The organism is Curtobacterium sp. MCBD17_032, from assembly GCF_003234855.1.
Classification (GTDB): Bacteria; Actinomycetota; Actinomycetes; order Actinomycetales; family Microbacteriaceae; genus Curtobacterium.
In genome coordinates, this window is record NZ_QKTO01000002.1 from 227,070 (window position 1) to 253,993 (window position 26,924).

General features: G+C 72.9%; 23 protein-coding genes. 12 read left to right on the forward strand and 11 right to left on the reverse strand.

The window, feature by feature from the left end; genetic code table 11:
• The first annotated feature begins 218 nt into the window (after positions 1-218).
• Positions 219-6,932, forward strand: coding sequence for an Ig-like domain-containing protein (locus tag DEI91_RS04105; RefSeq protein ID WP_146244201.1), 6,714 nt, complete (start codon positions 219-221; stop codon positions 6,930-6,932).
• A 222-nt stretch (positions 6,933-7,154) separates the two neighbouring features.
• Positions 7,155-7,358 (forward strand): hypothetical protein, encoded by a 204-nt coding sequence (locus DEI91_RS04110; RefSeq protein WP_146244202.1) that lies wholly within the window; start codon positions 7,155-7,157, stop codon positions 7,356-7,358.
• Here the strand turns inward: DEI91_RS04110 and DEI91_RS04115 are convergent.
• Positions 7,339-8,070: an SOS response-associated peptidase gene (locus DEI91_RS04115; RefSeq protein WP_111051054.1), complete on the reverse strand. Its 732-nt coding sequence runs from the start codon at positions 8,068-8,070 to the stop codon at positions 7,339-7,341. The genes DEI91_RS04110 and DEI91_RS04115 overlap by 20 nt on opposite strands.
• Positions 8,071-8,136: 66 nt before the next feature.
• Here DEI91_RS04115 and DEI91_RS04120 point away from each other — a divergent pair, with 66 nt between their 5' ends.
• Positions 8,137-8,763, forward strand: a complete 627-nt coding sequence (locus DEI91_RS04120; protein ID WP_111051055.1) for an NAD(P)H-dependent oxidoreductase — start codon at positions 8,137-8,139, stop codon at positions 8,761-8,763.
• Here DEI91_RS04120 and DEI91_RS04125 read toward each other — a convergent pair.
• From DEI91_RS04125 to DEI91_RS04135, 3 genes are all read right to left on the reverse strand, one after another.
• Positions 8,748-9,479 carry a maleylpyruvate isomerase N-terminal domain-containing protein gene (locus DEI91_RS04125; protein WP_111051056.1) on the reverse strand — a complete coding sequence of 244 codons (732 nt, stop codon included), beginning with the start codon at positions 9,477-9,479 and terminating at the stop codon, positions 8,748-8,750. The genes DEI91_RS04120 and DEI91_RS04125 overlap by 16 nt on opposite strands.
• Before the next feature lie 127 nt (positions 9,480-9,606).
• Positions 9,607-10,281, reverse strand: a complete 675-nt coding sequence (locus DEI91_RS04130) for a hypothetical protein (RefSeq protein ID WP_111051057.1) — start codon at positions 10,279-10,281, stop codon at positions 9,607-9,609.
• 119 nt (positions 10,282-10,400) lie between these two features.
• Positions 10,401-11,186 (reverse strand): SDR family oxidoreductase, encoded by a 786-nt coding sequence (locus tag DEI91_RS04135; protein WP_111051058.1) that lies wholly within the window; start codon positions 11,184-11,186, stop codon positions 10,401-10,403.
• Between the two features lie 83 nt (positions 11,187-11,269).
• Here DEI91_RS04135 and DEI91_RS04140 point away from each other — a divergent pair, with 83 nt between their 5' ends.
• The 3 genes from DEI91_RS04140 (at position 11,270) to DEI91_RS04150 (ending at position 12,820) form a co-directional block, all read left to right on the forward strand.
• The gene (locus DEI91_RS04140; protein ID WP_111051059.1) at positions 11,270-11,854 is read left to right on the forward strand and encodes a TetR/AcrR family transcriptional regulator; all 585 of its coding nucleotides are present in this window, start codon (positions 11,270-11,272) and stop codon (positions 11,852-11,854) included.
• A gap of 109 nt (positions 11,855-11,963) precedes the next feature.
• Positions 11,964-12,389 carry an organic hydroperoxide resistance protein gene (locus DEI91_RS04145; protein ID WP_111051060.1) on the forward strand — a complete coding sequence of 142 codons (426 nt, stop codon included), beginning with the start codon at positions 11,964-11,966 and terminating at the stop codon, positions 12,387-12,389.
• 50 nt (positions 12,390-12,439) lie between these two features.
• The gene (locus tag DEI91_RS04150; RefSeq protein ID WP_111051061.1) at positions 12,440-12,820 is read left to right on the forward strand and encodes a YchJ family protein; all 381 of its coding nucleotides are present in this window, start codon (positions 12,440-12,442) and stop codon (positions 12,818-12,820) included.
• Positions 12,821-13,314: 494 nt separating this feature from the next.
• On the opposite strand, the gene DEI91_RS04155 is transcribed toward DEI91_RS04150, so the two are convergent.
• A complete protein-coding gene (locus DEI91_RS04155) occupies positions 13,315-14,184 on the reverse strand; it encodes a shikimate dehydrogenase (protein WP_111051062.1) in 870 nt (289 codons plus the stop codon).
• A 59-nt stretch (positions 14,185-14,243) separates the two neighbouring features.
• On the opposite strand from DEI91_RS04155, the gene DEI91_RS04160 reads away from it, so the two are divergent.
• Positions 14,244-15,260, forward strand: a complete 1,017-nt coding sequence (locus DEI91_RS04160) for an iron-siderophore ABC transporter substrate-binding protein (protein ID WP_258374283.1) — start codon at positions 14,244-14,246, stop codon at positions 15,258-15,260.
• Between the two features lie 380 nt (positions 15,261-15,640).
• On the opposite strand, the gene DEI91_RS04165 is transcribed toward DEI91_RS04160, so the two are convergent.
• Positions 15,641-16,045: a DUF1304 domain-containing protein gene (locus DEI91_RS04165; protein WP_220032815.1), complete on the reverse strand. Its 405-nt coding sequence runs from the start codon at positions 16,043-16,045 to the stop codon at positions 15,641-15,643.
• A 77-nt stretch (positions 16,046-16,122) separates the two neighbouring features.
• Here DEI91_RS04165 and DEI91_RS04170 point away from each other — a divergent pair, with 77 nt between their 5' ends.
• Both DEI91_RS04170 and DEI91_RS04175 read left to right on the forward strand, forming a co-directional pair.
• Positions 16,123-16,440 carry a chorismate mutase gene (locus tag DEI91_RS04170; protein ID WP_110823490.1) on the forward strand — a complete coding sequence of 106 codons (318 nt, stop codon included), beginning with the start codon at positions 16,123-16,125 and terminating at the stop codon, positions 16,438-16,440.
• Complete coding sequence (locus DEI91_RS04175; protein ID WP_111051063.1) at positions 16,437-17,642, forward strand: beta-propeller fold lactonase family protein; 1,206 nt, start codon at positions 16,437-16,439, stop codon at positions 17,640-17,642. Before DEI91_RS04170 ends, DEI91_RS04175 begins: the two co-directional genes overlap by 4 nt.
• A 35-nt stretch (positions 17,643-17,677) precedes the next feature.
• Here the strand turns inward: DEI91_RS04175 and DEI91_RS04180 are convergent, their stop codons facing one another.
• The 4 genes from DEI91_RS04180 to purS are packed head-to-tail and all read right to left on the reverse strand — an operon-like array spanning position 17,678 to position 21,994.
• On the reverse strand, positions 17,678-18,613 hold the full coding sequence (locus DEI91_RS04180; RefSeq protein ID WP_258374284.1) for a 2-hydroxyacid dehydrogenase: 936 nt from the start codon (positions 18,611-18,613) through the stop codon (positions 17,678-17,680).
• Between the two features lie 5 nt (positions 18,614-18,618).
• Positions 18,619-21,000, reverse strand: coding sequence for a phosphoribosylformylglycinamidine synthase subunit PurL (gene purL, locus DEI91_RS04185; RefSeq protein ID WP_111051064.1), 2,382 nt, complete (start codon positions 20,998-21,000; stop codon positions 18,619-18,621).
• Between the two features lie 47 nt (positions 21,001-21,047).
• Positions 21,048-21,743 (reverse strand): phosphoribosylformylglycinamidine synthase subunit PurQ, encoded by a 696-nt coding sequence (purQ, locus tag DEI91_RS04190; protein ID WP_111051065.1) that lies wholly within the window; start codon positions 21,741-21,743, stop codon positions 21,048-21,050.
• 2 nt (positions 21,744-21,745) lie between these two features.
• Entirely contained in the window at positions 21,746-21,994 is a 249-nt protein-coding gene (purS, locus tag DEI91_RS04195; protein ID WP_110823495.1) for a phosphoribosylformylglycinamidine synthase subunit PurS, read from the reverse strand.
• Between the two features lie 139 nt (positions 21,995-22,133).
• Here purS and DEI91_RS04200 point away from each other — a divergent pair, with 139 nt between their 5' ends.
• Both DEI91_RS04200 and DEI91_RS04205 read left to right on the forward strand, forming a co-directional pair.
• Positions 22,134-22,742, forward strand: coding sequence for a PadR family transcriptional regulator (locus DEI91_RS04200; RefSeq protein ID WP_258374285.1), 609 nt, complete (start codon positions 22,134-22,136; stop codon positions 22,740-22,742).
• A complete protein-coding gene (locus DEI91_RS04205) occupies positions 22,739-24,388 on the forward strand; it encodes a DHA2 family efflux MFS transporter permease subunit (protein WP_111051066.1) in 1,650 nt (549 codons plus the stop codon). The genes DEI91_RS04200 and DEI91_RS04205 overlap by 4 nt, the downstream gene beginning before the upstream one ends.
• Before the next feature lie 341 nt (positions 24,389-24,729).
• Here DEI91_RS04205 and DEI91_RS04210 read toward each other — a convergent pair whose 3' ends face one another.
• On the reverse strand, positions 24,730-26,085 hold the full coding sequence (locus DEI91_RS04210; protein ID WP_111051067.1) for an acyltransferase: 1,356 nt from the start codon (positions 26,083-26,085) through the stop codon (positions 24,730-24,732).
• A 165-nt stretch (positions 26,086-26,250) separates the two neighbouring features.
• Here DEI91_RS04210 and DEI91_RS04215 point away from each other — a divergent pair, with 165 nt between their 5' ends.
• Entirely contained in the window at positions 26,251-26,760 is a 510-nt protein-coding gene (locus DEI91_RS04215; protein WP_111051068.1) for a Fur family transcriptional regulator, read from the forward strand.
• Positions 26,761-26,924: the final 164 nt, after the last annotated feature.

Sequence of the window (26,924 nt, forward strand, 5' to 3'; positions counted from 1 at the left end):
CCCGGAGCGGTGTCCCCAGTCCGGGGGCGTGTACCCCGCGTTCTGGCACTGGTCCCCCCTACTGGGGACCCCGCTTGTCCCCATGGGGCCTCAGCTTCCTGCCAGGATCAGGACCGGCGTCGGCTGCCGTTCCCCGAGTCCCTCGGATCCTCGACCGCGCCAGGCTCGCTGTCTCGACCCGAAAGTGACTCATGCTGCCTGCTCCCCAGGGCACCGCTGTGCCTCGCCGTGCGTTCGGCCTCCGCCCCCTCGCCATGCTCGGTGCCGCCCTGCTCGTCGGCGCTGCCGTCACACAGGCGGTCGCCGCGGACCCCGCCGTCGCTGCGTCGGCTCTGTCCTGCGACCAGAACACGCTGTACGGCATCGACGGCAACGGTCAGATGTCCGCCATCGACGCCACCACGGGTGCCGTGACGGCAGTCAAGAGCATGTCGCCCGCGATCAACGCGCTCGGAGTCGCGCGGAACGGGATCGCGGCCTACGCAGCGAACTCGAGCAACGTCATCGCCTCGTACGACGCGGTCAACGACGTCCGGCTGCCCGATGTGACCGGCGCGGACCCGAACGGCGGCCGCGGCCTGCTCCGAGGTGCGGTGAACCCGGCCACCGGCATCTACTACACCGCCGACGGCGGCGATCCCGCGTACCTCGCGGCCTACAACCCGAAGACCGGCGAGAAGATCGGGAAGGTCGGTACGCTCGGGAACCTGCTGGCGAACAAGAACGGCGACATGGCGTTCAGCACGCGCGGGCTGCTCTTCGTCGTCACCGGCAACCAGATCCGCCGCGTCGAGACCGAGACGATCCCCGCGACGAGCGGCAACGTCAACCTCCCCACGTCCCTCGTGGCGACGCTCCCCATCGCCGCCGACCAGAGCGGCAGCCCGGGCATCGCCTTCTCTTCGGACGGCTACCTCTACGCATCCGTCGGCACGATGATGTACAAGATCGATCCGGGATCCGGGGACCTGGCCACCTCGTTCCGGATCGGGACCGGCAACTACACGTCGAACGACCTGGCGACCTGCAACTACGCCAACACCCTCTCGGCTCAGGCGAGCGTCGACGCGCGTTGGCGGACGAGTGATCAATTCGGCCTCCGGGTCACGGGCGGCGGTGTCTCGAGCGGCAACACCGCGACGACCGCGGGCGTCATGACCGGGGTCCAGACCGACCACGCCGGTGCCGTCCTGACGACTCCGGCGAAGACCTACACCGCGACCCAGACCGCAGCGGGCACCACGGACCTCGCGAACTACGACACCACATGGAAGGCCGTGAACGTCAACAACGACGCGGTCATCGCCCAGGGGACGGGGAACTCCGGCTCCTTCGCGTTCCCTGCCGCGACCTCCGCGGACGGCACGGACGTCGTCGTGACCTTCACGAACCGGATGAAGCCCGTCCGCGCGGCCACCACGCCGGACACGTACTCGACGCCCGTCGGCACCGCGCTCACCGTCCCGGCCGCGGGCGTGCTGCGGAACGACGCCGGTACGGGTCTGACGGTCACGAAGCACACCGCCCCGGCGAACGGCACGCTGACGATGACGGCGACCGACGGCAGCTTCTCGTACACCCCGGCCGCCGGTTTCTCCGGCACCGACCAGTTCGACTACACCGCGACCGACGGTGGCGGGCAGAGCTCGACGAGCACCGTCACCGTCACGGTCACGCCGACCGCGACGGACGACGCGTTCAGCGTGCACGCCGGGTCGACCGTCACGGCCGGCGCCGCCGACGGCGTGCTCGCGAACGACCGCGGCTCGCGCCTGACCGTCACCGGCAACACCGCGCCCGCGCACGGCTCCCTGACGCTCGAGGCCGACGGCTCCTACTCGTACACACCCGCCGCGCGGTTCTCCGGCCAGGACTCGTTCACCTACACGGCGGAGGACGCCGCCGGCACGACCATCACCGGCACGGTCAGCATCACCGTCCTGCCGACCGCGAAGGCCGACACCATCGCCGCCACCGCCGGCGAGACCACCACGGTCGCCGCTCCCGGGCTGCTCGGCAACGACCTCGGCTCCGGCCTGACGGTCTCCGGCACCACGACGCCTGCGCACGGCACCGTCACGGTCGCGGCGGACGGCGCGACCACGTACACGCCCGCCCCGGGCTGGTCCGGTCCGGACGCCTTCGACGTCACCATCACCGACGGCAACGGGAAGACCGACACCGTGACGGTGACCGTCCGGGTGGCTCCGAAGGCCGTCGACGACACCGCCACGGTCGACGCCGGCCGCTCGGTCAGCACGACCACCCGGGCGACCGGGGTGCTCGGGAACGACGCCGGCGACGGGCTGCGCGTGACGAACTCGGGCAACCCCGCCCACGGCACCCTGGTGCTCGACGCCACGACCGGCACGTACACCTACACGCCGGCCGACGGGTTCTCCGGCACGGACCGCTTCGACTACACCGCGTCGGACCCCAGCGGTGCGACGACCTCCGCCACGGTGACGATCACCGTCCGACCGTCCGCCACCGCTGACGCGGCGACCACCCCGGCGAACCGGCCCGTGACCGTCGACGTGCAGGCGAACGACCACGGCGCGGGCCTCACCACGGCGGTCGTCACCCAGCCGGCGCACGGCACGGTCGCGGTCGGGACCGACGGCACCGTGCAGTACACGCCCGCCGCCGGCTCCTCCGGCACGGACTCCTTCACCTACACGGTGACCGACGGCGCCGGGCGGACCACCGACCCCGTGACCGTCACGGTCACGGTCACGCCCGTCGCCACGGCCGACACCGCAGCCGGCAAGGCGAGCCAGACCGTCACGATCGCCGCCGCCACCCTCCTCGGGAACGACGCCGGCACCGGCCTCACGGTCACGAAGGTGACCGGCGCCGCTCACGGCACCGCCACCCTCGGTACCGACGGCTCCGTCGTCTACACGCCGGAACGTGGGTTCTCGGGGACCGAGACCCTCACGTACACGGTGACCGACGCCTCCCGGCAGTCGACCACCGCGACCATCACCGTCGTCATCGGCCCGATGGCGATGCGCGACAGCGCGACCGCGACCGCGGGCTCGACGCTCACCGTCTCGACGGCGGACGGCGTCCTGGCGAACGACCGCGGCTCGGACCTGACCGCCGCGGTCGACCAGCGGCCCGCCCACGGCACGCTCGTGCTCGCCGCCGACGGCTCGTACACGTACACGCCCGCCGACGGCTTCTCCGGCAAGGACACCTTCACCTACACGGCGACCGACGGCTCCGGGAACACCTCGACCGGCCTCGTCACCGTCACCGTGGAGCCGCGCACCGGCGACGACACGCTCACCACCGTCGCGGGACAGCCGCTCGTCGTGACCTCGGGCAGCCTGACCGGCAACGACTCCGGTGTCGGCCTGGTCGTCACCGCGGTCTCGAACGGGGCGCACAGCACCGTGACCCTCGGTACCGACGGCTCGATCACCGTCACCCCGGCTGCGGGCTGGTCGGGCACGGACACGTTCACCTACACGGTGACGGACGCGAACGGGTCGACCGGGACCGGGACCGTGACCGTCGTGGTCGCCCCCGTGGCGACGGCCGACGCCGGCACGGTCCGGGCGGGGGAGACCCTGGCCCGCACCACCCGCGCGACCGGCGTGCTCGGCAACGACTCGGGCACCGACCTGACCGTCGCGAGCCACACCGAGCCGGGCTCCGGCGTCCTGGTCCTCGACCCCGCCACCGGCGCGTTCCGGTACACGCCGGTCGACGGGTTCTCCGGCGACGACTCGTTCACGTACACGGCGACCGACACCGCGGGCACGCCGGCGACCGCCACGGTCCGGATCGTCGTCACCCCGGCGGCGCAGGACGACACCGCGACCACGTCGGCGAACTGGCCGACGACCATCGACGTGCAGCGCAACGACACCGGGTCCGGGCTCCGCACGACCGCCGTCACGAAGCCGACGAACGGCACGGCCGTCGTCGAGCGCTCCGGCGCGGTCACCTACACGCCCGCCGCCGGCTCCTCCGGCACGGACTCGTTCACCTACCGGGTGACCGACGCCGCCGGCCGGACCAGCGACCCGGTCACCGTGACCGTCACGGTGCGGCCCGTCGCGATGGCCGACACCGTCGGCACCGCGTCCGGCCGAGCGGTCACCGTCCCGGCCGCGACGCTGCTCGGCAACGACTCCGGGTCCGGCCTCACCGTCACGGCGGTGAGCGGTGCCGCACACGGCGTCGCCACGCTCGGCACGGACGGCTCGGTCGTCTACACGCCGGAGCGCGGCTTCTCGGGCACCGAGACCCTGACGTACACCGTGACCGACGCCTCCGGGCAGACCGCCACCGCGACCGTCCTGGTCGTCGTCGGACCGATGGCGATGCGTGACAGCGCGACGGCGACCGCCGGGTCGACCCTCACCGTGTCGAAGGCGGACGGCGTGCTCGCGAACGACCGCGGCTCCGACCTGACCGCCGCCGTCGACGAGGCGCCCGCCCACGGCACGCTCGTGCTCGCGGCCGACGGCTCGTACACGTACAGGCCCGCCGACGGCTTCTCGGGGAAGGACACCTTCACCTACACGGCGACCGACGGCTCCGGCAACACCGCCACCGGTGTCGTCACGGTCCTCGTCCGCCCCACCGCCGGGGACGACGCCCGCACCACCCCCGCCGGGCAGCCGGTGACCGCGACCTCGGCCGCGCTCACCCGTGAGGACACCGGCGTCGGCCTGGTCGTCACCGGGGTCACGAACGGCGCACACGGCACCGCCACGGTCGACGCCGCCGGTGCCGTCACCTACGTGCCGGCCGCCGGCTGGTCGGGCATCGACCGCGTCACCGTCACCGTGACCGACGCCGCCGGCAGCACCACGACCAGCACCCTGACGGTCACCGTCACGCCGGTCCTCGCCGCCACCGACTCGAGCGCCACCGCCGACGGCGTGCTCGTCGTCCCCGCCGACCAGGGCGTGCTGCAGGGCTCGACCGGCACCGACCTCGAGGTCACCGACCACACCACGCCGGACCACGGCACCGTCGACGTCGACCGCGACGGCTCGTACACGTACACGCCGAAGCCGGGCTACTCCGGCCCGGACACCTTCGACGTGACCGTGACCGACGGCTCGGGCACCACCACGACCGGCACCGTGACGATCACCATCGTCCCGAAGGCGGTCGACGACACCGCCGGCACCCCGGCCGGCACCCCGGTCGCGGTCGACGTGACCGGCAACGACGCGGGCACCGCGCTCCGCGTCAGCGGCGTCGGCACCGCAGCCCAGGGCGCTCCCGCGCACGGTGCCGTCAGCGTCACCGGTGCGGGCACCGTGACGTACGTCCCGACGGACGGCTTCTCCGGTACCGACGCGTTCCGGTACACCGTGGTCGACCCGACCGGGGGCACCGCCTCGGCGACCGTCACCGTCACCGTCACCCCGACGGCCACCGACGACGCGCTGGAGACCCCCGCGGGCACGCCGCTCGTCATCGCCGCCGCGACCCTCACCGGCAACGACGCGGGCACCCGCCTGACCGTCACCGGCCACGGCGACGCCCGCCGTGGCACCGTCACCACCGGCACCGACGGCGGACTCGTCTACACGCCGGCCGCCGGGACCTCCGGGACCGACCGGTTCGGGTACGAGGTGACCGACGCCTCCGGGCAGACCGCCACCGCGACCGTCGTCGTGCTGGTCGGAGCCGTCGCCGGCGACGACTGGAGCACCACGAGGACGAACGGCGTCGTCCGGATGTCCGCGGCGAAGGGCGTCCTGTCCGACGACGCCGGCACCGGGCTCTGGGCGTCCCTCGACGTCGCACCGCAGCACGGGCGGATCGCACTCGCGAAGGACGGGTCGTACGAGTACACCCCGACCGCGGACTGGTCCGGCCGCGACTGGTTCACCTACACGGCGCACGACGCCGAGGAGAACACCGCGGTCGCCCTCGTCGCGATCGACGTCACCCCGACCGCGACCGACGACGCCACCCGGACGAGCGCCGGCAAGCCCGTCACCGTGCGCGGCCCCGGCGTGCTCGGCAACGACTCGGGCACCGACCTGACCGTCGTCGCCGTCGGCACCGCAGCGCACGGCACCGCCACCCTCGCCGCGGACGGCACCTTCGTCTACACGCCGGCGAAGCGGTTCTCCGGCGTCGACACCGTGTCGTACACGGCGCAGGACGCCGCCGGGCAGCGCTCCGACGCGACCGTCACCGTGACCGTCGGCATCACCGCGGTCGACGACGCCGGCAGCACCGTCGCCGGCACCCCGCTCGCCGTCGACGCCCGGCACGGGCTGCTCCGCAACGACGACGGCACCGCGCTCTCCGCGGGCCTGCACCGGAAGGCCACGCACGGCACGGTCCGCGTGCACGCCGACGGGTCGTACGTCTACACCCCGGCGGCGGGCTTCACCGGGACGGACACGTTCGTGTACACGGTGACCGACGCCTCCGGGCAGACGACCACCGCGACCGCGACCATCCGGGTCGTCGCCGCAGCGGTCGCCCGCGACGACGAGGGCACCGGCAGGGCGGGCGAACGCGTCACCGTCACGCCGCTCGACAACGACAGCCCGACCGGTGGCAGCACGTTCGACACCGACACGCTCCACCTGCTCGACCCCGCCACCGGGCACATGACCGACCGCTTCACCGTGGCCGGTTCCGGCACCTGGAGCGTCGAGGACGGTGCGGTCACCTTCACCCCGGAGCGTGACCACCACGGCACCGTGACGGCCGACTACACGGTCCAGGACACCGCCGGGCAGGTCGTCACCGCGGCGATCACCATCCGGTACCCGACCGGGCTCGCCGCAGTCGCGCACGTCGCGGAGCTCGCCTTCACCGGCAGCACCGGGCTGCTCGGGCTCGGGCTCGGGGCGTTCGCCCTCGTGCTCGCCGGAGCGGCGCTCCTGCTCCGTCGGCGGCCGGTGGCGCCGGTGAGCGGACCGCGTCGCCGCGGGTAGGCGCAGAGCGCCGGACGGGAGGCCCGTCCCACGTCAGCTGACCGGCTCGCGTGGGGCGGGCCTCCCGTCCGTCAGCCCCGGTGTCGGGCGAGGTCACCGCAGGGTCACGGTCTCCCGGAGGACTTGTGGTGGCCTCGCGGCGCCGGTACAACAGACGGGCGTCCACGTGGTCCCGAGGGGTGACCGCGACGCGAGGGGGAAGGTCGGTCACACGACATGCTCATGACCACGACGGCTGCGATCGCGCAGGAGACGCACAACCCGGTCATCCCGGTCGGCTACGACATCGCCTGGACCATCAGCGTCGCGGTGGTCCTCCTCGCCATCGCCGCCGTGACCTGGCTGCTGGTGCGGACGATCGCGCGGGCGGTGCGGCGCGGCCCCGCTCCCACCACCGACCGGGAGGTCAGGCGACCGGGTCGATGAGGTGCGGGCCGTCGTTCCGCACGCTGTTCACCGTCCGGGCGACCTCGTACTGCTGCAGGCCGGCGGCGACCTCGAGCGACTCGCGGTCGAGCAGGGCGAGCAGGTCGTCCGTCCCGGCACCCTCGCCGAGCCAGGCGTCGTAGCCGTCCGGGGTGAGGAACGCCGGCATCCGGTCGTGCACCTCGCCCGGGGCCACGTGGGCGTCGCGGGTGATGATCGCGAGCGACAGGCGCCACTTGTCCGGGTCGTCCTCGGGCTTCGTCGGGTCCGGCCATGCGCTCACCACGCCGGCCATCGCCAGCGCACCGCCGGGCTCGTGCACGAAGTGGGGTTCCTTGCCGTCCTCGCGCACGACCCACTCGTAGTAGCCCTGCGCGGGGACGATGCAGCGGTTTGTGGCGAAGGCCCGCCCGAACATGCCGCTCGTCGCCACGGTCTCGATGCGCGCGTTGATCGGCTTCGGACGCTGCTTCTGGAAGTCCTTCGCCCAGCTCGGCACGAAGCCCCAGCTGATCTGCGGGAGCTCGCGCTGCCCGTGGCGCTGCCGGACCGCGTACACGGGGTCGGTCGGCGCGACGTTCCAGCTCGGGGCGAGGCCGGTGTGCACCTCGCCGGTGTCCTCGTCGACGTGCTCGGTACGCGCGGCGAGCTCCCCGACGAGCTCGGGCAGGAGGTCAGCGGTGGTGTCGGAGACGACGAAGCGGCCACACATGGCACCAGTGTGCACGGACCCGCCGACGTCGGTGCGGGCTCAGCCGGGTCCGCTTGACTGGCGGCCGTGCAGACCCTCATCGTCACCGCCCACCCCGACCCCGACTCGCTCACGGCCGGCATCGCCCGGCAGCTCCGGGACGCCGTGCAGCCGGGGGAGGTCGAGCTGGTCGACCTCGCCGCCGAGGGGTTCGACCCGCGGTTCGGGCCCGCGGACCGGGACGCCTACCGTGGCACCGGCGCCCTGCCCGACGACGTCGTCCACGAGCAGCAGCGCCTCGACAGGGCCGAACACCTCGTGCTGGTGTTCCCCGTCCACTGGTGGTCGATGCCGGCGCTCCTGAAGGGCTGGGTCGACCGGGTCTTCGTGAACGGGTGGGCGTTCGACATCGACCCGGACGGTGGCACGCGCCGGAACCTCGGGCGGCTCACCGTGCACCTGCTGCCGGTCGCCGGGGACGCGGCCGGCACCTACGAGCGCCACGGCTACGAGCAGGCGATCCGCACGCAGATCGAGCACGGGATCGTCGACTACTGCGGGGCGGTCCGCGGGGCGACGGCGTTCGTGTTCGAGTCCGAACAGGGCGACGACGTGGCGCGCCGAGCCCTCGTCGACGACGCCGTCGACCGGGTCGCACGGGCGGTCAGCGGAGCTGTCGGCGTCGTCGGAGCCGAGGGTCAGAGCACGGAGTAGCCGGCGGGCAGGGCACCTCGGCCGGTCAGGGCGGCGAGCAGCGCCGGGCCGTCGCCGCGGTGCGCCCCGATCTCGGCGAGCAGGACGGCGGCGGCGACCACCGCCTCCTCGGGCGGGCACGCCTCGACGGGCGTGCCGGCAGCCGTCGCCGCGCGTGCGATGTCGCCGCCGTGCACGACCAGCTCGACGACGCGGGTGCGCAGGTACTCCTCGACCGGCAGGTGCAGGCCGCCGACCACGGCGACGCGGGTGCCGGGCGGGGTGACCGCGAGGGCGGCCAGGGCCTGGTCGCGAGCGGTCGCCACGGCTGTCTCCGGATCGGCGCCGAGTGCTGCGCCGGCGGTCACACCGCGGGCGGCGACCTCGTCCGGGTCCGTCGCCGAGCGGGACGCGGTGCGGAGGTACCCGGCCGCGTCGGTGCAGTCCGTCGCGGCCGTCGACGGGGCCGGGTCCGCGCGGTGCGGTCGCGGGTCCGCGTCGTGTGGCTCCGAAGCAGGGGTCGGGGTCGGCGAGGTCTGCGGGGCCTGCAGGGCCGTGGTGGCGTACGTCGACACCGTCACCAGTGCGCGGTTCGTGTGCCCGACGAGCGCCCGGAGGTCCCAGACACCCAGCGCGCGGGAGGACCAGAGGACCGGGTCCGCCACAGGCGAGGGCAGCGCGGCGATCAGGTCCACGAAGGACTGTGCGGTCGCGGCGAAGAGGGCGCGAGGGTCCATGCGTTCATCCTGCCGCGGCGGGTGCCCGCGGTGTGGTCGGTCGTGGGCTCGCGGTGTCGTCGGTCGTGGGTTCGCTGTGTCGTCAGTCGCGGGCTCGCGGTGTCGTCGGTCGCAGCTCGCGGTGTCGTCAGTCGTCGGGCAGGGCGATCTTCGACCCCGACGGGGAGCGGTTCCACCCTGCCGGCGCGGGAGGGCCGGGCTCGGCCGGCGGGAGGGCCGCGGCGGCACGGTGCGCACGCTCGGCCCGACCGAGGCGGACCACGAACGAGGGCACGAGTGAGGTGTACCCCGCGACGACGATGAAGCTCAGTCCGCGCCCGTCGGTCACCGCCAGAGCCGTGAGCGCCAGCAACGCCAGGCCGATCAACCCGGGGGTCGCGCGCACGACGTCGACCACCAGGGTCCGTCGCAGCAGGGTCGTGTCCTGCAACACCGCGTCACGGTCCTCCGGGAGCACCTCCGGCATCCGTCGACGCAGGTACCGCTGGACGGAGACCCGCGCCAGGCGCATCGTGTCCGGACGCACCTGCCGGCCGTTGATGGTGGCCGGCGGGTCGGCGGTCTGCTTGACGGGGAAGCACGACACCGTCAGCAACGCGGCGGCCAGGGCGGAGGACACGACGACCACCGTGGAGCGCACCGTCCCCGCGCCGGCCCATCCGGTGTGCGCGGCGCTCAGCCCGAGCACCACCGCGGCCACGACGCCGACGGCGAGGCCCCACGTCATCGCGCGGCGGAGGCGCACCGGCGACACGTCGTCCCGGAAGCGCGCGCGCAGCACCTGCCACCCCAGTCGGAACACACGTCGTGTCTACCCGCTCACGCTGCGGATGGCTCGTGTCCGGCCGGCCACCGCGGACGGGTCCTGTCGGCTCCGCGGCGTCGTGCCTCCTGGCGAACACACCGGTGCACCGACGGGCGTCAGGCCGTCGTCCTGGGTGACGAGTCGGCCAGGCGCAGGACCGTCCGCCGCGGCAGCAGCGGCGCGATGCGACTGGTCCGTGTGTTCGCCCTGCCCGAGACGGCGCTGACCGGGGGCGTCGGCCTGTCGAGGGCCCGGAACGCGGCGGCCACGACCTGCTCGGGCGTCTCGAAGCGCACCCGGCCCTCGTCCGTGCCGGAGTTCCGGTAGAAATCGGTCGCCGTCGGACCGGGCGAGAACGCCATGGCGGTGACCCCGGAGTCGCGCAACTCGTACGCCAGCGCCTCGGTGAACCGCAGAACGAAGGCCTTCGAGGCCGCGTAGACCGCCATCCCCGGCGTCGGCATGTAGGCCGTGAGACTCGCGACGTTGAGGAGCACGCCGCCGCCGGAGGACACGAGCCGGGGGAGGAACGCGTGGCACACGTCGACGACGGCGTCGATGTTGACGGCGAGCTGGTCCTCGATCTCGGACGGCGTGCTGTCCACGAAGTCGCGGGTCACACCGATGCCCGCGCAGTTCACGACCGTGTCCACCCGGACACCCAGTCGGTCGAGTTCGGTGACGAGGGTCGTGCCGCTCGCCGGCTGCGTGAGGTCGAGCGGCACGACGGTCACCGCCCGGCCGTGCGCAGCCCGGAGTGACTGCGCGAGCTCCTCGAGGACGTCGGCCCGACGCGCGACGAGCACCAGGTGGGCTCCGCGCGCTGCCAGTGCACGGGCGAACTCGCGCCCGATGCCGGAACTCGCGCCGGTGACGAGCGCGGTCGTGTCGGTGTGTTCCATGACTGCTCCTTCGGGTTGACGGGTGTCAACCTAGTCGGCGAGGTTGACAGGTGTCAACCTCGGGGACGTGCGACAGTTGCTCCATGACGAACGCGTCGCGTACCCGCACGGGCGACCAGCTCCGCGACGACCTCCTCGCAGCCGCGACGGACCTGTTGTCGCAGCGCCTGGCCGTCACGCCGCCGTCCCTCCGGGAGACCGCGCGCGCCTGCGGTGTCTCGGCGACGGCCGTGTACCGACACTTCCCGTCCCAGCAGGCGCTGCTCATCGCCGTGGCCACCCAGAGCCTCACCGCGCTCACCACGGCGATCGAGGACGCGGGCGCGGGTGCCTCGACCGACGACCGCGCCACGTCGCTCCGGACCACCGCGAGCGCGTACGTCACGTGGGCGGTCGCGAACCCCGGCGCCTACCAGCTGCTGTTCGAGGGGCGGGACCTGCTGGAGGACCCGGTGACGATCGAGTCCGGGATCGACCGACTGCAGAGCCGCCTCGACGCCCTCCTCGTCGGCCTGCCCGCGGGCGACCGGGACGAGCGGTTGCAGGCGGACCTGCTCTGGATCTCCCTGCACGGTCTGGTCGTCACGCGCATCCGGAAGACCCGGCAGCAGTGGCAGCGGTCGGTCGTCGAGGACGCGGCGGCGCTCGTCGACACCTTCATCGCCTGACGCCCGCGCGGCCCGGACACGCCCGACGCCGTCCCAGGGAGGCGGCGGGGAGCGGCTCGGGAACGGGCCTCCCCAGCGATCGTCCAGCGGCGGTCGATGACCTGGACGGATGACTCTCGACATCGTCTACACCGCAGCCGCCCACGCCACCGGAGGCGGCCGCGACGGACACGTCCGCACCGAGGACGACCGCATCGACCTCGACACCCGTCCGCCGAGGGAGATGGGCGGCAGCGGCGAGGGCACCAACCCCGAGCAGCTGTTCGCCGCCGGGTACGCTGCGTGCTTCCTCGGCGCGCTGCACGTCGCGGGGAAGCAGCTCGAACTCGACACCACCGGTGCCGAGGTCTCCGCCGAGGTCAGCATCGGCGGCGACGGCGCGGGCGGCTTCGGTCTCGCGGTCGAGCTCGACGTCTACGCCCCCGCAGTCGAGGGGCCGTCGCGCCAGCGTCTGGTCGAGCTCGCGCACACGATCTGCCCGTACTCGAACGCCACCCGCGGCAACATCACGGTCACGCTCTCGCTCGTCGACTGAGCGCCGGACGGTCGCGTGCTCGGCGGTGCTTCGCTCCCTAGGCTGGAGCGGTGAGCCCCGAGCGCTGCCCCTGCCTGAGCGGCAACCCCTACGACGAGTGCTGTGGCCCCCTGCACGTCGGCGCGCCCGCACCGACCGCCGAGCGGCTCATGCGCTCGCGGTTCTCCGCCTTCGCGCTCGGCCTGCCCGCCTACCTGCTCGACAGCTGGCACCCGAGCACGCGCCCGGCGGCGCTCGACCTCGACCCGGCGCAGCGGTGGACGCGGCTCGACATCGTCGCGACCCGGTCGGGAGGCCCGTTCGACACCGCGGGCACGGTCACGTTCCGCGCGTGGTGGCGCACCGACACCGAGCGCGGGACGCTCGAGGAGACGAGCGACTTCGTGCGCGAGGCCGGCCGCTGGTACTACGTCGACGGGGTCCTGGCCTGACCGACCGGGCTCGGGCCGGTGTGGGCGAGACGGGGGCGTCCACGCGGGCTGCCGCGAGACGGGGCGTCTGCGCGGAACGCCGCGAGACGGGGGCGTCTGCGCGGAACGCCGCGACACGTGGGCGTCTGCGCGGGTTGATCTCGCGACGGGGTGCCGGCGCGAGACGGGGCGTCGGCGGGGGCTGCCGCGAGACGGGGGTGTCTGCGCGAGACGCCGCGAGCTGAGCACGACGCCGCCGGATCAGGCGGCGTCTCGGTCACTCGGCGGTGTCGATGACAGACGGGGGCGTTTCGCGGGTCCGGGCGAGACGTCGAGCCCGCCGGATCGAGCGGCGTCCCGGTCATTCGGCGGTGTCGATGACAGACGGGGGCGTCTCTCCGGTCCGGGTGTGACGTCGAGCCCGCCGGATCGAGCGGCGCCTCGGCCACTCGGCGGTGTCGAGGACAGACGGGGCGTCTCGAGTGCCCGGTGCAGGGTGGTGCTCGGCGACCGGATCAGCCGATCGTCGGCGGCAGGCCCACGGCAGCGCGCATCGCCCGGCGGACCTCGGCCTCGGACGGCAGGAGCTCGTCCTCGTCCCCGGTCAGGAAGAAGCGGATCTGCCCGATGGCCTGCTCACTGAGCATGTCGAGGCCGTTCAGCACGCGGGCGCCCGCGTCGGTCCACGCCGTGGAGGCCCGGGTCGGCCACGGCTCGTAGGCCACGTCGAACAGCACCGCGTCCGGTCCGGACGGCACGAGGGGCAGGTCGTCAGCGGCACCTCCCGGCAGGGTCGACACCACGAAGCCCATCGGCCCGGCGGACGACAGGTCGTCGAGGGCGTGCACCTCGAGCGTCACCCCGAGCCGCGCGGCCAGCATGACGAGGTCGCCCGCCTTGCCGGTGTCGCGCAGGAACACCCGGACCAGGGAGGCCCCGAGGCGCAATGAGGCAGCCAGGGCGCTCGCCGCGGTCGCGCCGCCGCCCAGGATCGTCGCCTCGCCGGGCAGATGTCCGAGTGCGGCGACCGGACGGACGATCCCCTCGACGTCGGTGTTCGCTCCGGCGAGGACGACCGACGACCCCTCCTGCCGGAACGCGACCGTGTTCGCGACGCCGAGCTCGTCGACGAGCGGGGTCGTCCGGTCGAGGAGCGGCAGCACCTCGCGCTTGAGCGGCATGGTCAGGCTGAGCCCGCGCCATTCCGGACCCAGCCCCGCGACGAAGGCGGCGAGCCCGCCGGACGCGACTTCGTGCCTCCCGTACGAGAAGGGCAGGTCGAGGACCTCGTAGGCCGCAGCGTGCAACGCGGGGGAGAGGGAGTGCGCGACGGGGGAGCCGAGGACGGCGAGCTGCGTCCGGGCGGCGTCGGGGAAGGCGGCCACGGCGGCAGCATAGTCGCGCGGACTCCCGGCGTCGGACCGCTTAGGTTAGGCTACCCTTCGTGATCCGTACCTCCCTCCCCAAGCGCCGCTTCGGGCGCGCGCTCGCCGCGGCCGGTGCCGTCGTCGCCGCCTCCCTCGCGCTCGCCGGCTGCTCCTCGTCGAGCCCGTCCTCGTCCGAGTCCTCCGCCGGTGGCTCGTCCGACGGGGCCTTCCCGGTCTCCATCACCACGGCACTCGGCACCACGACGATCGACTCGGCCCCCAAGCGCGTCGTGGCGCTCGGCTGGGGTGACGCCGAGACCGCACTCGAACTCGGCGTGCAGCCCGTCGGTGCCAGCGACTGGCTCGCCTTCGGTGGCGAGGGCGTCGGCCCGTGGCTCGACGGCGCCTACGACAAGGCGCCGGAGATCATCGACACGCTCGAGCCCAGCTACGAGGAGATCCTCAAGCTCGACCCCGATGTGATCCTCGACACCAAGAGCTCGGGCGACAAGGACCGCTACGACAAGCTGTCCGCCATCGCCCCGACCGTCGCGATCCCGAAGGGCGGCGAGAACTACCTCACGTCCACCACCGAGCAGGTCGACATGATCGCGAAGGCGCTCGGCAAGGAGTCCGAGGGCGAGAAGCTGCTCAGTGACCTCGACGACTCCTACGCCGCCGCGCGCCAGGCGCACCCCGAGTTCGAGGGGAAGACCGCGGCGATCGGCGCGTACACGTCCGAGGGGTTCGGCGTCTACGCCTCCCGCGACAGCCGTGCCACGTTCATGCAGAACCTCGGGTTCGAGATCCCGAAGGCGATCGACGATGCCGCGGGCAAGGAGTTCTCCGTCTCGCTGTCGAACGAGAACCTCGACCTGCTCGACGCCGACCTGACCGTCGTGCTGCCGATCTACGTCGAGGCGTCGAAGGCGTCCGCCGACCCGCTCTTCCAGAAGGTGCCGTCGGTCGAGGCCGGGCACGCGATCGTGATCGACGACTCGGACGTCTCGACGGCGTTCTCGCTCGGGACCACCGCGGCGATCGAGTGGGCGCTCGAGCGGCTGCCGGACGAGTTCGCTGCGAAGCTGGGCTGACGCCGCGCGCGGGGCGCGCCGCGCGCCCCGCGCGGTGCGTGTCGGCCCCGCACAACAGAAACCGGCTCGCACCGCGGGAATCCGCGGTGCGAGCCGGTTTCTGTTGAGCGGTCCCCCTTGTCGGCCGGCGGCCGGCGGGCGGCGGTCCGCCGGGCGGCCGCCCGGCCTGCCGACCCACCACCGGGCGGCCCGCAGGCGGACCGGCGGATGCCCTGCGGTCGTGGGGTGCGCCTCCCGATCGGCTTGGTGCCGATCGGCTCGGCACAACAGGAACCGGCTCGAACCACGGGAATCCGCGGTTCGAGCCGGTTCCTGTTGTGCGGGGCCGGTCGGGCCGCCGGGCCGCCCGGCGGGCGCCGCCCGCCGGGCGCCGCCCGCGGTCAGGCGCCGAACGTGGACGCGAGGAACGCGAAGAGCAGCGCGATGAGCGGGAACGAGCCCTGCACGAAGGCGGAGTTGAGGTACTTCCGGCCGGTGCCGGCGAGGACGACCGCGGCACCGAGCATGCTCGCGCACGAGAACACGACGAGCGTCCAGCCGGTCGCGCCGTTGTCCGCGAGCACGAGCACGACGCCGAGGACCGCCCCGATCGCGAGGAACAGGTTGTAGAAGCCCTGGTTGAACGCCATCGCGCGCGTGGCCTGCGCGTCGGCGTCGGACGCGATGCCGAAGATGCGGCGCACCCGCGGGCTCGTCCAGGCGACCGACTCCAGGAAGAAGATGTAGACGTGCACGAGGCCCGCCAGGACCGCGAAGACGCCGGAGATCGCGAGCAGAACCGTCATGAGGACATCATCTCAGCAGTCGATGGGTGCTCGGGTCCGCCCTCGTCCCGGCCGCGCTCGGTCAGTAGGCTCGGGGCATGAACGAGGCCCCGAGCACGAACGACGAGGACGCCGTCGCCGAACTGCAGAGCATCCGGCAGAGCATCGACAACATCGACGCCGCCGTGATCCACATGCTCGCCGAGCGCTTCAAGTACACGCAGCGGGTGGGGTACCTCAAGGCCGCGGCGGGCATGCCGGCGGCCGACCCCTCGCGTGAGCAGATCCAGGTCGCTCGGTTGCGGTCCCTCGCGGCGGAGTCGCACCTCGACCCCGCGTTCGCGGAGAAGTTCCTCAACTTCATCGTCGCCGAGGTCATCCACCACCACGAGCGCATCGCGGTCGGCGAGCTGTGACCCTGCCCGACCTGCACCTGCTCGTCGGGTCCTACACGGCGACCGGCGGCGGCACCGCGACCGGCATCTCGATCGTCGGCCCCGTCGGCCCCGTCGGCCCCGTCGGCCCCGTCGGCTCCGTCGAGTCCGCCGGCCCCGCCAGCGCGCCCTCCCTCGTCGCGTCGACGGTCGCGGTGCTGGACGACCCGTCCTTCCTCGCCGTGTCCGGCGACCGCGTGTACGCCGTCTCGGAGACGACCGACGGCGGCATCCACGCGTTCCGTCGATCCGGCACCGCGCTCGAGCACCTCTGGGACGCGCCCGCCGGCGGGGACGCGCCCTGCCACATCCGGGTCGATCCGTCCGGTGCGCTCGTCGTCACGAACTACGTCTCCGGCACGGTCACGGCGGTGTCGCTCGAGGCAGCGGAGTCGTACGCGGCCTCCGTCGCCGCCAGCGACGGGATCGTCGGCGGCACCGACGGCACGGGTACCACCACGGACGCCGCAGCGTCGGGGCACGGGATCGCCGGTCGGGGGACCGGGGTGTCGGCGGTCCTCCCGGACGCGGCCGTCACGACCGTGCTCCTACCCGACGCGACCGGACCGGTCGAGGACCGCCAGGAGGGCCCGCACGCCCACCAGTCGGTCGCCACCCCGGACGGGACCGTCCTGGTCGCCGACCTCGGCTCCGACGCCCTGCACGAGTTCCGCGTCGAGGCCGATGCCGCCTCGGTGTCGATCGAGCCGGTGCGCGTCCACCACCTGACGCCCGGCGCCGGCCCACGGCACATGGCGTGGTTCGACGGGGACCTCCTGGTCGCCGGTGAGCTCGACGGCCGGGTGTACCGGATGCGGCGCGACGGATCCGGTTCGCTCCGCGAAGTCTGCTCGGCGGCCGCCTTCGACGGCCCGGTCGACGGGTCGCTCCTGAGCCACGTCGAGGTGGACGAGCACGGCCTCGTCACGGTGGCCGTCCGGGGCCGCGACCAGATCGTCGTGTTCGACGCGTCCGGGGGCGACCTCCGGCTGGTCGGCTCGGCGTCGTCCGGGGGTGTGTGGCCGCGGCACTTCGCCCGCGTGCCCGGCCACCTGCTCGTCGCGAACCAGATGTCGGACGCCGTCGCGGTGCTGCCGGTCGGCGCGGACGGTGTGCCGGGTGACGCCGTCGGACACATCGCCGTCGGCAGCCCGACCTGCGTCGTCCCGCTCCGGCAGGACTGAGGCCGGGAGGCGCGGGCAGCGTCCGGCAGGCGGGCTCAGCCCTGGTGGACGGGGACCTCGATGAGGTTCTCGAACGGTCGACCCTCGACCAGCGCCGACACCTGCCGACGCACGAGGTCGAGGGACCGCGGCACGCTGAGGTCCGTGTTCCCGCCGACATGCGGCGTGAGCACGGTGTTCGGCGTCGTCCACAGCGGGTGGTCGGCGGGGAGTGGCTCCGGGTCGGTGACGTCGAGCGCTGCCGAGAGCCGGCCGGACCGCAGCTCGGCGACGAGGGCATCGGTGTCCACGACCTTGCCGCGCGCCACGTTCACCACGAGGGCCCCGTCGGGCAGTGCCGCGAGGAGGTCCGCGTCCACCAGCCCCTCGGTCTCGTCGGTGAGCGGGGCGATGAGCACGAGCACGTCCGTGGTGCGGGCGAGTTCCGGCAGCTCGCCGAACGCGTGCACCCGGCGGCCGTCCTGCTCCCGAGCGGTGCGCGCGACGACGGTGACCTCGGTGCGGAACGCCTCGAACCGGCTGGCGATGGCGGAACCGATCGCCCCGTAGCCGACGACCGTCACCCGACGGTCGGCGAGGGACCGGGTCTCCCGCGAGTCCCACCGCTGCTCGACGCGGTCGAACTGGAAGGCCGCGATCTCGCGGAGGGAGGTCAGCGCCAGGCCGACCGCGAGCTCTGCCGTCTCGTCGTCGTGGATGCCGCGGCCGTTCGCCAGGTGTGCGTGGCCGGGCACGTGCGGGATCGCCCACTCGTACCCGGCGCTCGGCAGCTGCAACAGCTCGAGGTTCGGCAGGTCGTGGACGTACTGCCACCGGTGCCGCCCACCGAAGTAGAACGGCAGGAAGGCGATGGCCACCTGCTCGGCCCGGGCGTACGGCGCCTCGACGTCCCAGACGTCCAGCTCGATGCCGTCCGGCACCGGACCGAACCGGTCGACCAGCTCCTGGAAGGGCAGCGTGACGATCGGCACCGGGTTCAGGCGTCCGTGCGGGGCGAGAACGCGCCGTGCGAGTCGAGCGGGCCGCGGCCCACGTAGCCCTCGGTCACGTTCTCCTGGATGACGTCGCCGAAGTGCGACGGCAGCGTGGCGCGGTGTGCGTCGCGGAGCTCGTCGATCGTCGCCTCGAACGCACCCTGGACCTCGAGCGAGCCCGACGCGGCGTCGGTCACGCCGATGCGCAGGACCGGGTAGCCCCGGCCGTTGCAGAGGCCCTGGAAGCGGACGTCGTCCTCGCGGCGCACGGTCACGATGACGCGGCCGGTCGACTCGGAGAACAGTGCGGTCGCGGTGTCGACGCCGTCGCGGGACTCGAGCTCGTCCAGCACGACCCGGGCGCCGAGGCCGAAGCGCAGGACCGACTCGGCGAGGGTCTGGCCGAGGCCGCCGTCCGCCAGGTCGTGCGCGCTCGTGAGCAGCTGCTCGTCGGCCGCGGCGGCCAGGAGCTCCGCCAGCGCCTTCTCGCGCCCGAGGTCCACCGCCGGCGGACGCCCGCCGAGGTGCCCGTGCACGGTACCGGCCCATGCCGACCCGTCGAGCTCGAGGCTCGTCGTGCCGAGCAGGTAGATGTTGTGGCCGTCGTCCTGCCAGCCGGACGGGATCCGCTTGGCGACGTCGTCGATCACGCCGAGCACGCCGACGACGGGCGTCGGGTGGATCGGGGTGTCACCGGTCTGGTTGTAGAACGACACGTTGCCGCCGGTCACCGGGATACCGAGCTCCATGCAGCCGTCTGCGAGGCCCTCGACAGCCTCGGAGAACTGCCACATCACCTCGGGGTTCTCGGGGGAGCCGAAGTTCAGGCAGTCGGTCACGGCGGCCGGGACGGCACCGGTGACGGCGACGTTCCGGTACGCCTCGGCGAGGGCCAGACGAGCGCCCTGCTTCGGGTCGAGCTGGCAGTAGCGGCCGTTCGCGTCCGTGGCGATGGCGACGCCGAGGCCGGTCTCCTCGTCGACGCGGATCATGCCGCCGTCGTCGGGGAAGGACAGCGCCGTGTTGCCGAGCACGTACGTGTCGTACTGGTTCGTGACCCAGTTCTTCGACGACAGGTTCGGGGAGCCGAGCAGCTGCAGGACCTGTGCCTTCAGGGCGGGGCCGGTCTCCGGGCGGTCGAGCGACTCGGCGCCGTCGGCCTGGAGCGCGTCGATCCAGGTGGGGTAGGCCACCGGGCGGTCGTACACCGGACCGTCGACGGCGACCGTCCGCGGGTCGACGTTGACGATCTCCTGGCCCTGCCAGTCGATGACGAGACGACCGGTGCCGGTGACCTCGCCGAGCACGCTGGTCTCGACCTCCCACTTGCCGACGACCTGCAGGAAGGCGTCGAGCTTGTCGGGGCGGACCACCGCCATCATGCGCTCCTGGCTCTCCGACATGAGGATCTCCTCTGCCGTGAGCGACGGGTCGCGGAGCAGGACGTCGTCGAGCGAGATGTGCATGCCGCCGTCACCGTTGCTCGCGAGCTCGGAGGTCGCGCACGAGATGCCCGCGGCGCCGAGGTCCTGGATGCCCTCGACGAGCTCCTTCTGGAACAGCTCGAGGCAGCATTCGATGAGCACCTTCTCGGCGAACGGGTCGCCGACCTGGACGGCGGGACGCTTGGTCGGGCCGCCCTCGGTGAAGGTGTCGGACGCCAGGATCGACGCACCGCCGATGCCGTCGCCACCGGTGCGCGCACCGAACAGCACGACCTTGTTGCCGGCGCCGGACGCGTTCGCCAGGTGCAGGTCCTCGTGCCGCAGGACGCCGACCGCGAGCGCGTTGACCAGCGGGTTGCCCTGGTACACCGGGTCGAAGTAGGTCTCACCGCCGATGTTCGGCAGGCCGAGGCAGTTGCCGTAGAACGAGATGCCGCCGACGACACCGTGCACGACGCGGGCGGTGTCCTCGTGGTCGATGGCGCCGAAGCGGAGCTGGTCCATGACCGCGACCGGACGGGCACCCATCGAGATGATGTCGCGGACGATGCCGCCGACGCCCGTGGCAGCGCCCTGGTACGGCTCGACGTAGGAGGGGTGGTTGTGCGACTCGACCTTGAAGGTCACCGCCCAGCCGTCACCCACGTCGACGACACCGGCGTTCTCGCCCATGCCGACCATCAGGTTCTTCTTCATCTCCGGCGTGACCTTCTGGCCGAACTGCCGGAGGTAGTTCTTGCTCGACTTGTACGAGCAGTGCTCGGACCACATGACCGAGTACATCGCCAGCTCGCCCGAGGTGGGGCGGCGACCGAGGATCTCGCGGATCTTCGCGTACTCGTCCGCCTTGAGCCCGAGTGCCGCGTACGGCTGCTCCTTGTCGGGCGTCTCGGCGGCGTCCTGGACGGTGTCGGGCTTCGGGCGGACGGGCGTGGTCACGGTGTTGTCGTTCCCTGTTCCTGGAGTCGCGGGCGCTGGAGTCGCGGTCACTTGACGAGCGCGCGCTCGATCACGGAGGTGAAGAAGGTGAGGCCGTCCGTGCCGGAGGCCATGGCAGCGCGGGTGTCCGGGCCGAACCCGGGCTCCGTCGCGTGCTCGGGGTGCGGCATGAGGCCGACGACGTTGCCGCGCTCGTTCGAGACGCCGGCGATGTCGCCGATCGACCCGTTCGGGTTCACGCCGACGTAGCGGAACACGACCTGGCCGTTGTCCTCGATGCGCTTGATCTCGTCCGCGTCGGCGACGAAGCGGCCGTCGGCGTTCTTCAGCGGGATGGTGATCTCCTGCTGTGGGGCGAAGCCCGAGGTCCACGCGGTGTCGGCGTTCTCGACGCGGAGTACCTGGTCGCGCCGGATGAACTGCTGGTGGGCGTTCCGGGTGTGCGCGCCGGGCACCAGGCGGGCCTCGGCGAGCATCTGGAAGCCGTTGCAGATGCCGAGCACGGGCATGCCCTTGCCGGCGACGTCGATGACCTCGGCCATGATCGGTGCCTTCGCGGCGATGGCTCCGGCACGGAGGTAGTCCCCGTACGAGAAGCCACCGGGGAGGACGATCGCGTCGACGCCCTGCAGGTCGTGGTCGCCGTGCCAGAGCGCGACGGGCTCGGCGCCGGCGAGGCGGACCGCGCGCTGGGCGTCGCGGTCGTCGAGCGAGCCGGGGAAGGTGATGACCCCGATGCGCATCGTCACTCGACCACGCTCACGGAGACGACGTCCTCGATGACGGCGTTCGAGAAGACGTCCACCGCGATCTCGCGGACCTCGGCGAGCTTGGCGTCGTCGACGGGGCCGTCGACGGACACCTCGAATCGCTTGCCGATGCGGACGTTGGTCAGGTCGTTCTTGCCGAGGCGGGCGAGGGCGTTGCCCACCGCCTTGCCCTGGGGGTCGAGGATCTCGGCCTTCGGCATGACCTCGACGACGATCGTTGGCACGTGTTCACTCCAGCACAGGGGTCGGGTGGGGACGAGAACAGTCTAGGTGCCGCCCACGACCCGCCGGAGCAGTTGTGGATGACTCTTCGAAGGCGTATGTTCCACTTCGAACAATCGGCATCGAACACCCGGAGGACCCGTGCCCGACCTGACGCCCCTGGCGTTCGCGGCACTCGGCCTCCTGGCCGAGGCGCCGATGCACCCCTACGAGATGTTCCAGACGATGCTGCAGCGTCGCGAGGACCGGAACGTCAAGGTCCGACCGGGCACGCTCTACCACCAGGTCGGCCGCCTGGCGGACCTCGGGTACGCCGAGGTCGTCGGCACCGACCGCGCGGGCAACCGGCCCGAGCGGACCACCTACGCGATCACGGACGCCGGACGCACGGCGCTCGAGGCGGGCCTCCGCCGCATGGTCGCCGAGCCGACCGACGAGTACCCGCAGTTCCGACTCGCGGTGTCCCACGTCGACAACCTGCCCGCCCCCGAGGCGGTGACCGCCTTCCGGACCCGGATCGACGCACTGCGCGCCGAACGCGACGGGCACGACGAGGCGATCGCGGGCCTCCAGGCCAAGGGCCTCGCCGAGCGCTACTGGCTCGACGTGGCCTACGCCCGGGCCGTGCTCACGGCGCAGATCGACTGGCTCACCGCCGTCGCCGACCGCCTCGACGGCGGCGACATCCCCTGGGAGGGCCCGGCCCTCTCCGGAACACCCCTCCAGACCAGCAAGGACACCACCCGATGACATCCGCATCCGCCGCCGCCGACCTGGAGCACGGCAAGAAGCCGTGGCCAGCGCTCTGGGCGCTCGTCGTCGGCTTCTTCATGATCCTCGTCGACTCGACGATCGTCTCGGTCGCGACGCCGACCATCGCGACGGCCCTCGACGCGGACATCAACGCCGTCATCTGGGTGACGAGCGCCTACCTGCTCGCGTACGCCGTCCCGCTGCTCATCACGGGTCGCCTCGGTGACCGGTTCGGCCCGAAGGTGCTGTACCAGGTCGGCCTCGTCGTGTTCACCCTCGCCAGCCTCTGGTGCGGGCTCGCCGGCTCGATCGAGATGCTCATCCTCGCCCGCGTCGTGCAGGGCCTCGGCGCCGCGATGATGACCCCGCAGACGATGGCCGTCATCACCCGCATCTTCCCGCCGCAGAACCGTGGCGCCGCCATGGGCCTGTGGGGCGCCGTCGCCGGTGTCGCCTCGCTCGTGGGCCCGATCCTCGGCGGCCTGCTCGTCGACGGCTTCGGCTGGGAGTGGATCTTCTTCGTGAACGTCCCCGTCGGGATCGTCGCGTTCGTGCTCGCGCAGAAGTTCGTGCCGTCCTTCGCCACGAACCGTCACCGTTTCGACCTGCTCGGGGTCGTGCTGTCCGCGGTCGGGCTCTTCCTGCTCGTCTTCGGCATCCAGGAGGGCGAGACCTACGACTGGGGCGTCATCACCGGACCGATCTCCGTCTGGTCGCTCATCATCGCCGGCATCGTCGTGCTCGTCGCGTTCGTCGTCTGGCAGGGCGTGCAGAAGGGCGAGCCGCTCCTCCCGCTCGGCCTGTTCAAGGACCGCAACTTCACCCTCGCCAACATCGCGATCACCGCGGTCGGCGTCGCCATCGCGTCGTTCGCGCTGCCGATCATGCTGTGGGCGCAGGACGTGCTCCGGTTCTCGCCGACGCAGGCCGCGCTCCTCCTCGTCCCGCAGGCCGTCCTCTCGGCCGCGCTCGCGCCCTACGTCGGCAAGCGGCTGAACACCTGGAGCCCGCGCTGGGTCGCCTCGTTCGGCCTCGCCTGCTTCTCCGGTGGGCTGTTCTGGTTCGGCGCCCTCATCGCGGCGAACGCCGACTGGGGCTGGGTGCTCCTGCCGAGCGCGCTCCTCGGGCTCGCGAACGCCTGCATGTGGGGACCGCTCTCCGTCTCCGCCACGCGCAACCTGCCGCCGCGCCTCGCCGGCGCCGGTTCGGGCGTCTACAACACCACCCGCCAGATCGGCGCAGTGCTCGGTTCCGCCGGGATCGCGGCCCTCATGGAGGCCCGTATCCGCGCGGAGTTCCCCAGTCAGTCCGGCGGTTCCGGCATCAGCGCCGAGCAGACGGGGTCGCTGCCGGGCTTCCTGCTCGACCCGTTCTCGCGGGCGATGGGCCAGTCGTTGGTCCTGCCGGCCGTCGTGCTCATCGCGGCGATCGTCGCGGCCCTGTTCCTGACGAAGCCGAAGCAGACGGCCGCGTGGAAGCAGACCGGCGCGGTCGCCACGCAGCCCGACGGCGGAGCGGTCGAGGGCCGTCCCGCAACGGGGCAGCGGGACCACGTCGCCGCGCACGCCTCGGCGCCGGCACCCGCCACCGCCGAGGAGGAGCCCGCCACCACCGAGCACCACGGCAGGCACGCGGGCGCGTAGTCGCACGACGCAGCGCCATAGCGCACCGCCGGAGCCCCGGTCCCTCGCACGAGGGGCCGGGGCTCCGGCGTGCCGGCCGGAGCCGCGGAGCCGCAGGAGCACGGGCAATGCAACGCCGGGGTCCGCCACCACCGCCAGGGCTCGCCGCGGCGGCGGCCGACGAGGATCCGGCGGCCGTGGACCACGGCCGTGACCGCGACGAGCGCCGTCGCCACGGGGTCGGCCTGCCAGGTGCTCCGGAACTCGGAGGGTGACGGCGTGCGGTGCTTGCCGGGGCTGCGCTGCGGGAGTCGTCCTCCTCCGGACGGGAGGCCCGACACGGCTCCGGCGGACGAGGCTCCCTACACGGTCCCCGCGCCCGGCAGTCTGGTCGCCGACGCTCCGGGCGTCGACACCGACGCCGGCACCGTCCGCGTGAGGAGCCGGACACCGACCGGGATCGCGACCGCGCCGACGAGCGCCAGCGGGAAGGAGAGGTGGAGTTGCATGACCGCGAAGGCCGGGCCGATCGTGCACACGGCACCGACCGCCACGAGCGGCCACCCGGGGCGGTCCGACCCGGGCGTCAGGCGGGGGAGCGGGCGGTCCGAGCGGCGGACCAGGCGAGCGACGCCGAGGGCCACGGCGAGGAGCACGACCACCGCGACCGGGCGGGTCGCCCACCACGGACCCGAACCGGGCGACGGGAACGGCAGGCCGACGAGCAGGCCGATGCCGTTGAGCAGGATGAACAGCGGCAGGTGCCACAGGTAGATCGTCATGCCGTCGCGGCCGAGCAGGAACACGACGGCCTGCGCGGGGCGGGTCGCCATCAGTCGCGTCAGGGGCGCGTGCACGACCTGCACGAGACACGCCTGCCCGACCGCGAGGAACGCCAGCGGGAGCATCGGCGGGTTGAGGTCCTGCAGCATGTCCGGTGCCCACAGCCCGACGGACGTCAGGGGCACGAGCAGCGCGTACGCCACGGCCGCGACGCCGAGCAGCAGGGCGCGGGACCGGCGGGCGAACCAGCCGTCGACCCACAGGAACCCGAGCTGCTGGGCGAAGAGCCACACCGGGCCGAGGTTGAGGAGCCCGACCTCGGCGATGCCGCTCGCCAGCCGGACCGCGTCGACCGCGGCCGCGAGCAGGAGCAGCACGAGCAGCGTCCGCCACGGTGCACGCGCGTGCAGCCGGGCCATGACCGGCACGCAGCACTGCGTGATGCCGTACGCCGCCAGGAACCACAGCGGGGACCCGATGCCGAACGCGAGTTCGTCGAGCAGCTCGGCAGGCGTGCCGAGTGCGGTGGCGATCCCGAGGCCGACGGCGAGCACCACGAAGAGGGGGACCGCGGGGCGGAACAGCCGCACGAGCCGGGTGGCCACGAAGTCGCGCGCCGGGTCGCCGCCGGTCGGTGCCCGGGCGACGGTGCTGCGCCACCCGACGGCGCTCGCGAAGCCGCCCACCACGAAGAACAGCGGCATCACCTGTCCGACCCAGGTGGCACCGACGTACCACGGCAGTTCCTGCAGCGGACTGGTCACTCGGAGACCGGAGGCGTCCGACCCGACCCCGACCATCGTGACGTGCACGACGACGACGAGGACGACGCAGGCCGTCCGGATGAGGTCGACGACCAGGTCCCGCTGTGCGATGGTCCCCCGGGCGTCCCGAGCGGTGTTCGCCGGCGACGTGCCGGCCTGCTGCGTGGACATGGCTGGACGCTACCGGTCGTCCCACCCCATCCGAGTGATGCTCAGGTGATCGCGACCGGATCGTGACACATCGTATTCCGCGACACGCATGCGTCGGTGGCATCGGGGGTGCATCCGCCGTGTACTGTGGGCGTTGTCTTGAACGCTGCAAGAGAAGGGCTCCGCATGGTCGACGACGCCGAACTCCTCCGCGGAGCCGGACTCCGGGTCACCGCGCCTCGGCTCGCCGCGCTCCGTGCGATCGAGGCGTCGCCGCACACCACCGCGGACGACCTCGTCGGTGCCCTCGCGGCCGAACTCCCGACGACGAGCCACCAGGCGGTGTACGGCGTCCTCAACGCGCTCACCGGCGCGGGGCTCGTGCGTCGGATCGAACCCGCCGGCAGTCCCGCGCGGTACGAGCGCCGGACCGGGGACAACCACCACCACATCGTCTGCACCATGTGCGGGGCGATCGGCGACGTCGACTGCGCCGTCGGGCACGCCCCGTGCCTGACGCCGTCGGAGACCCACGGCTTCGCGGTCACCACCGCCGAGGTCACCTACTGGGGCATCTGCGCGCGGTGCGCTGCGGCCGAGCGGGCGGACGACACCGAGACGCCGACCGACGCCGCGCTCGCCGCGGCCGGACCGGACGACACCGTACCGACCGGCACCGCACCCGGCGTGCGCTGACCGCCGGCGCGGGACGGGCCTCCCGGCAGGCCTCTCATCGGCGTGCCCGCGCTCCGGCGCCGCCCGATCAATCCGAGCCACCAGACCAACCCGAGCCACCAGACCAACCCGAGCCACCAGACCAACCCGAGCCACCCTGACCGAACCAACCGTTCCACCGAGGA

What these genes read in the sequence shown, in the direction of transcription:
- DEI91_RS04215 (WP_111051068.1), top strand. Translation starts at nt 26,251, where the DNA reads ATGGTCGACGACGCCGAACTCCTCCGCGGAGCCGGACTCCGGGTCACC.
- DEI91_RS04170 (WP_110823490.1), top strand. Translation starts at nt 16,123, where the DNA reads ATGAACGAGGCCCCGAGCACGAACGACGAGGACGCCGTCGCCGAACTG.
- DEI91_RS04210 (WP_111051067.1), bottom strand. Translation starts at nt 26,085, where the DNA reads ATGTCCACGCAGCAGGCCGGCACGTCGCCGGCGAACACCGCTCGGGAC.
- purQ (WP_111051065.1), bottom strand. Translation starts at nt 21,743, where the DNA reads ATGCGCATCGGGGTCATCACCTTCCCCGGCTCGCTCGACGACCGCGAC.
- DEI91_RS04205 (WP_111051066.1), top strand. Translation starts at nt 22,739, where the DNA reads ATGACATCCGCATCCGCCGCCGCCGACCTGGAGCACGGCAAGAAGCCG.
- DEI91_RS04145 (WP_111051060.1), top strand. Translation starts at nt 11,964, where the DNA reads ATGACTCTCGACATCGTCTACACCGCAGCCGCCCACGCCACCGGAGGC.
- DEI91_RS04135 (WP_111051058.1), bottom strand. Translation starts at nt 11,186, where the DNA reads ATGGAACACACCGACACGACCGCGCTCGTCACCGGCGCGAGTTCCGGC.
- DEI91_RS04110 (WP_146244202.1), top strand. Translation starts at nt 7,155, where the DNA reads ATGACCACGACGGCTGCGATCGCGCAGGAGACGCACAACCCGGTCATC.
- DEI91_RS04125 (WP_111051056.1), bottom strand. Translation starts at nt 9,479, where the DNA reads ATGGACCCTCGCGCCCTCTTCGCCGCGACCGCACAGTCCTTCGTGGAC.
- DEI91_RS04140 (WP_111051059.1), top strand. Translation starts at nt 11,270, where the DNA reads ATGACGAACGCGTCGCGTACCCGCACGGGCGACCAGCTCCGCGACGAC.
- DEI91_RS04165 (WP_220032815.1), bottom strand. Translation starts at nt 16,045, where the DNA reads ATGACGGTTCTGCTCGCGATCTCCGGCGTCTTCGCGGTCCTGGCGGGC.
- DEI91_RS04115 (WP_111051054.1), bottom strand. Translation starts at nt 8,070, where the DNA reads ATGTGTGGCCGCTTCGTCGTCTCCGACACCACCGCTGACCTCCTGCCC.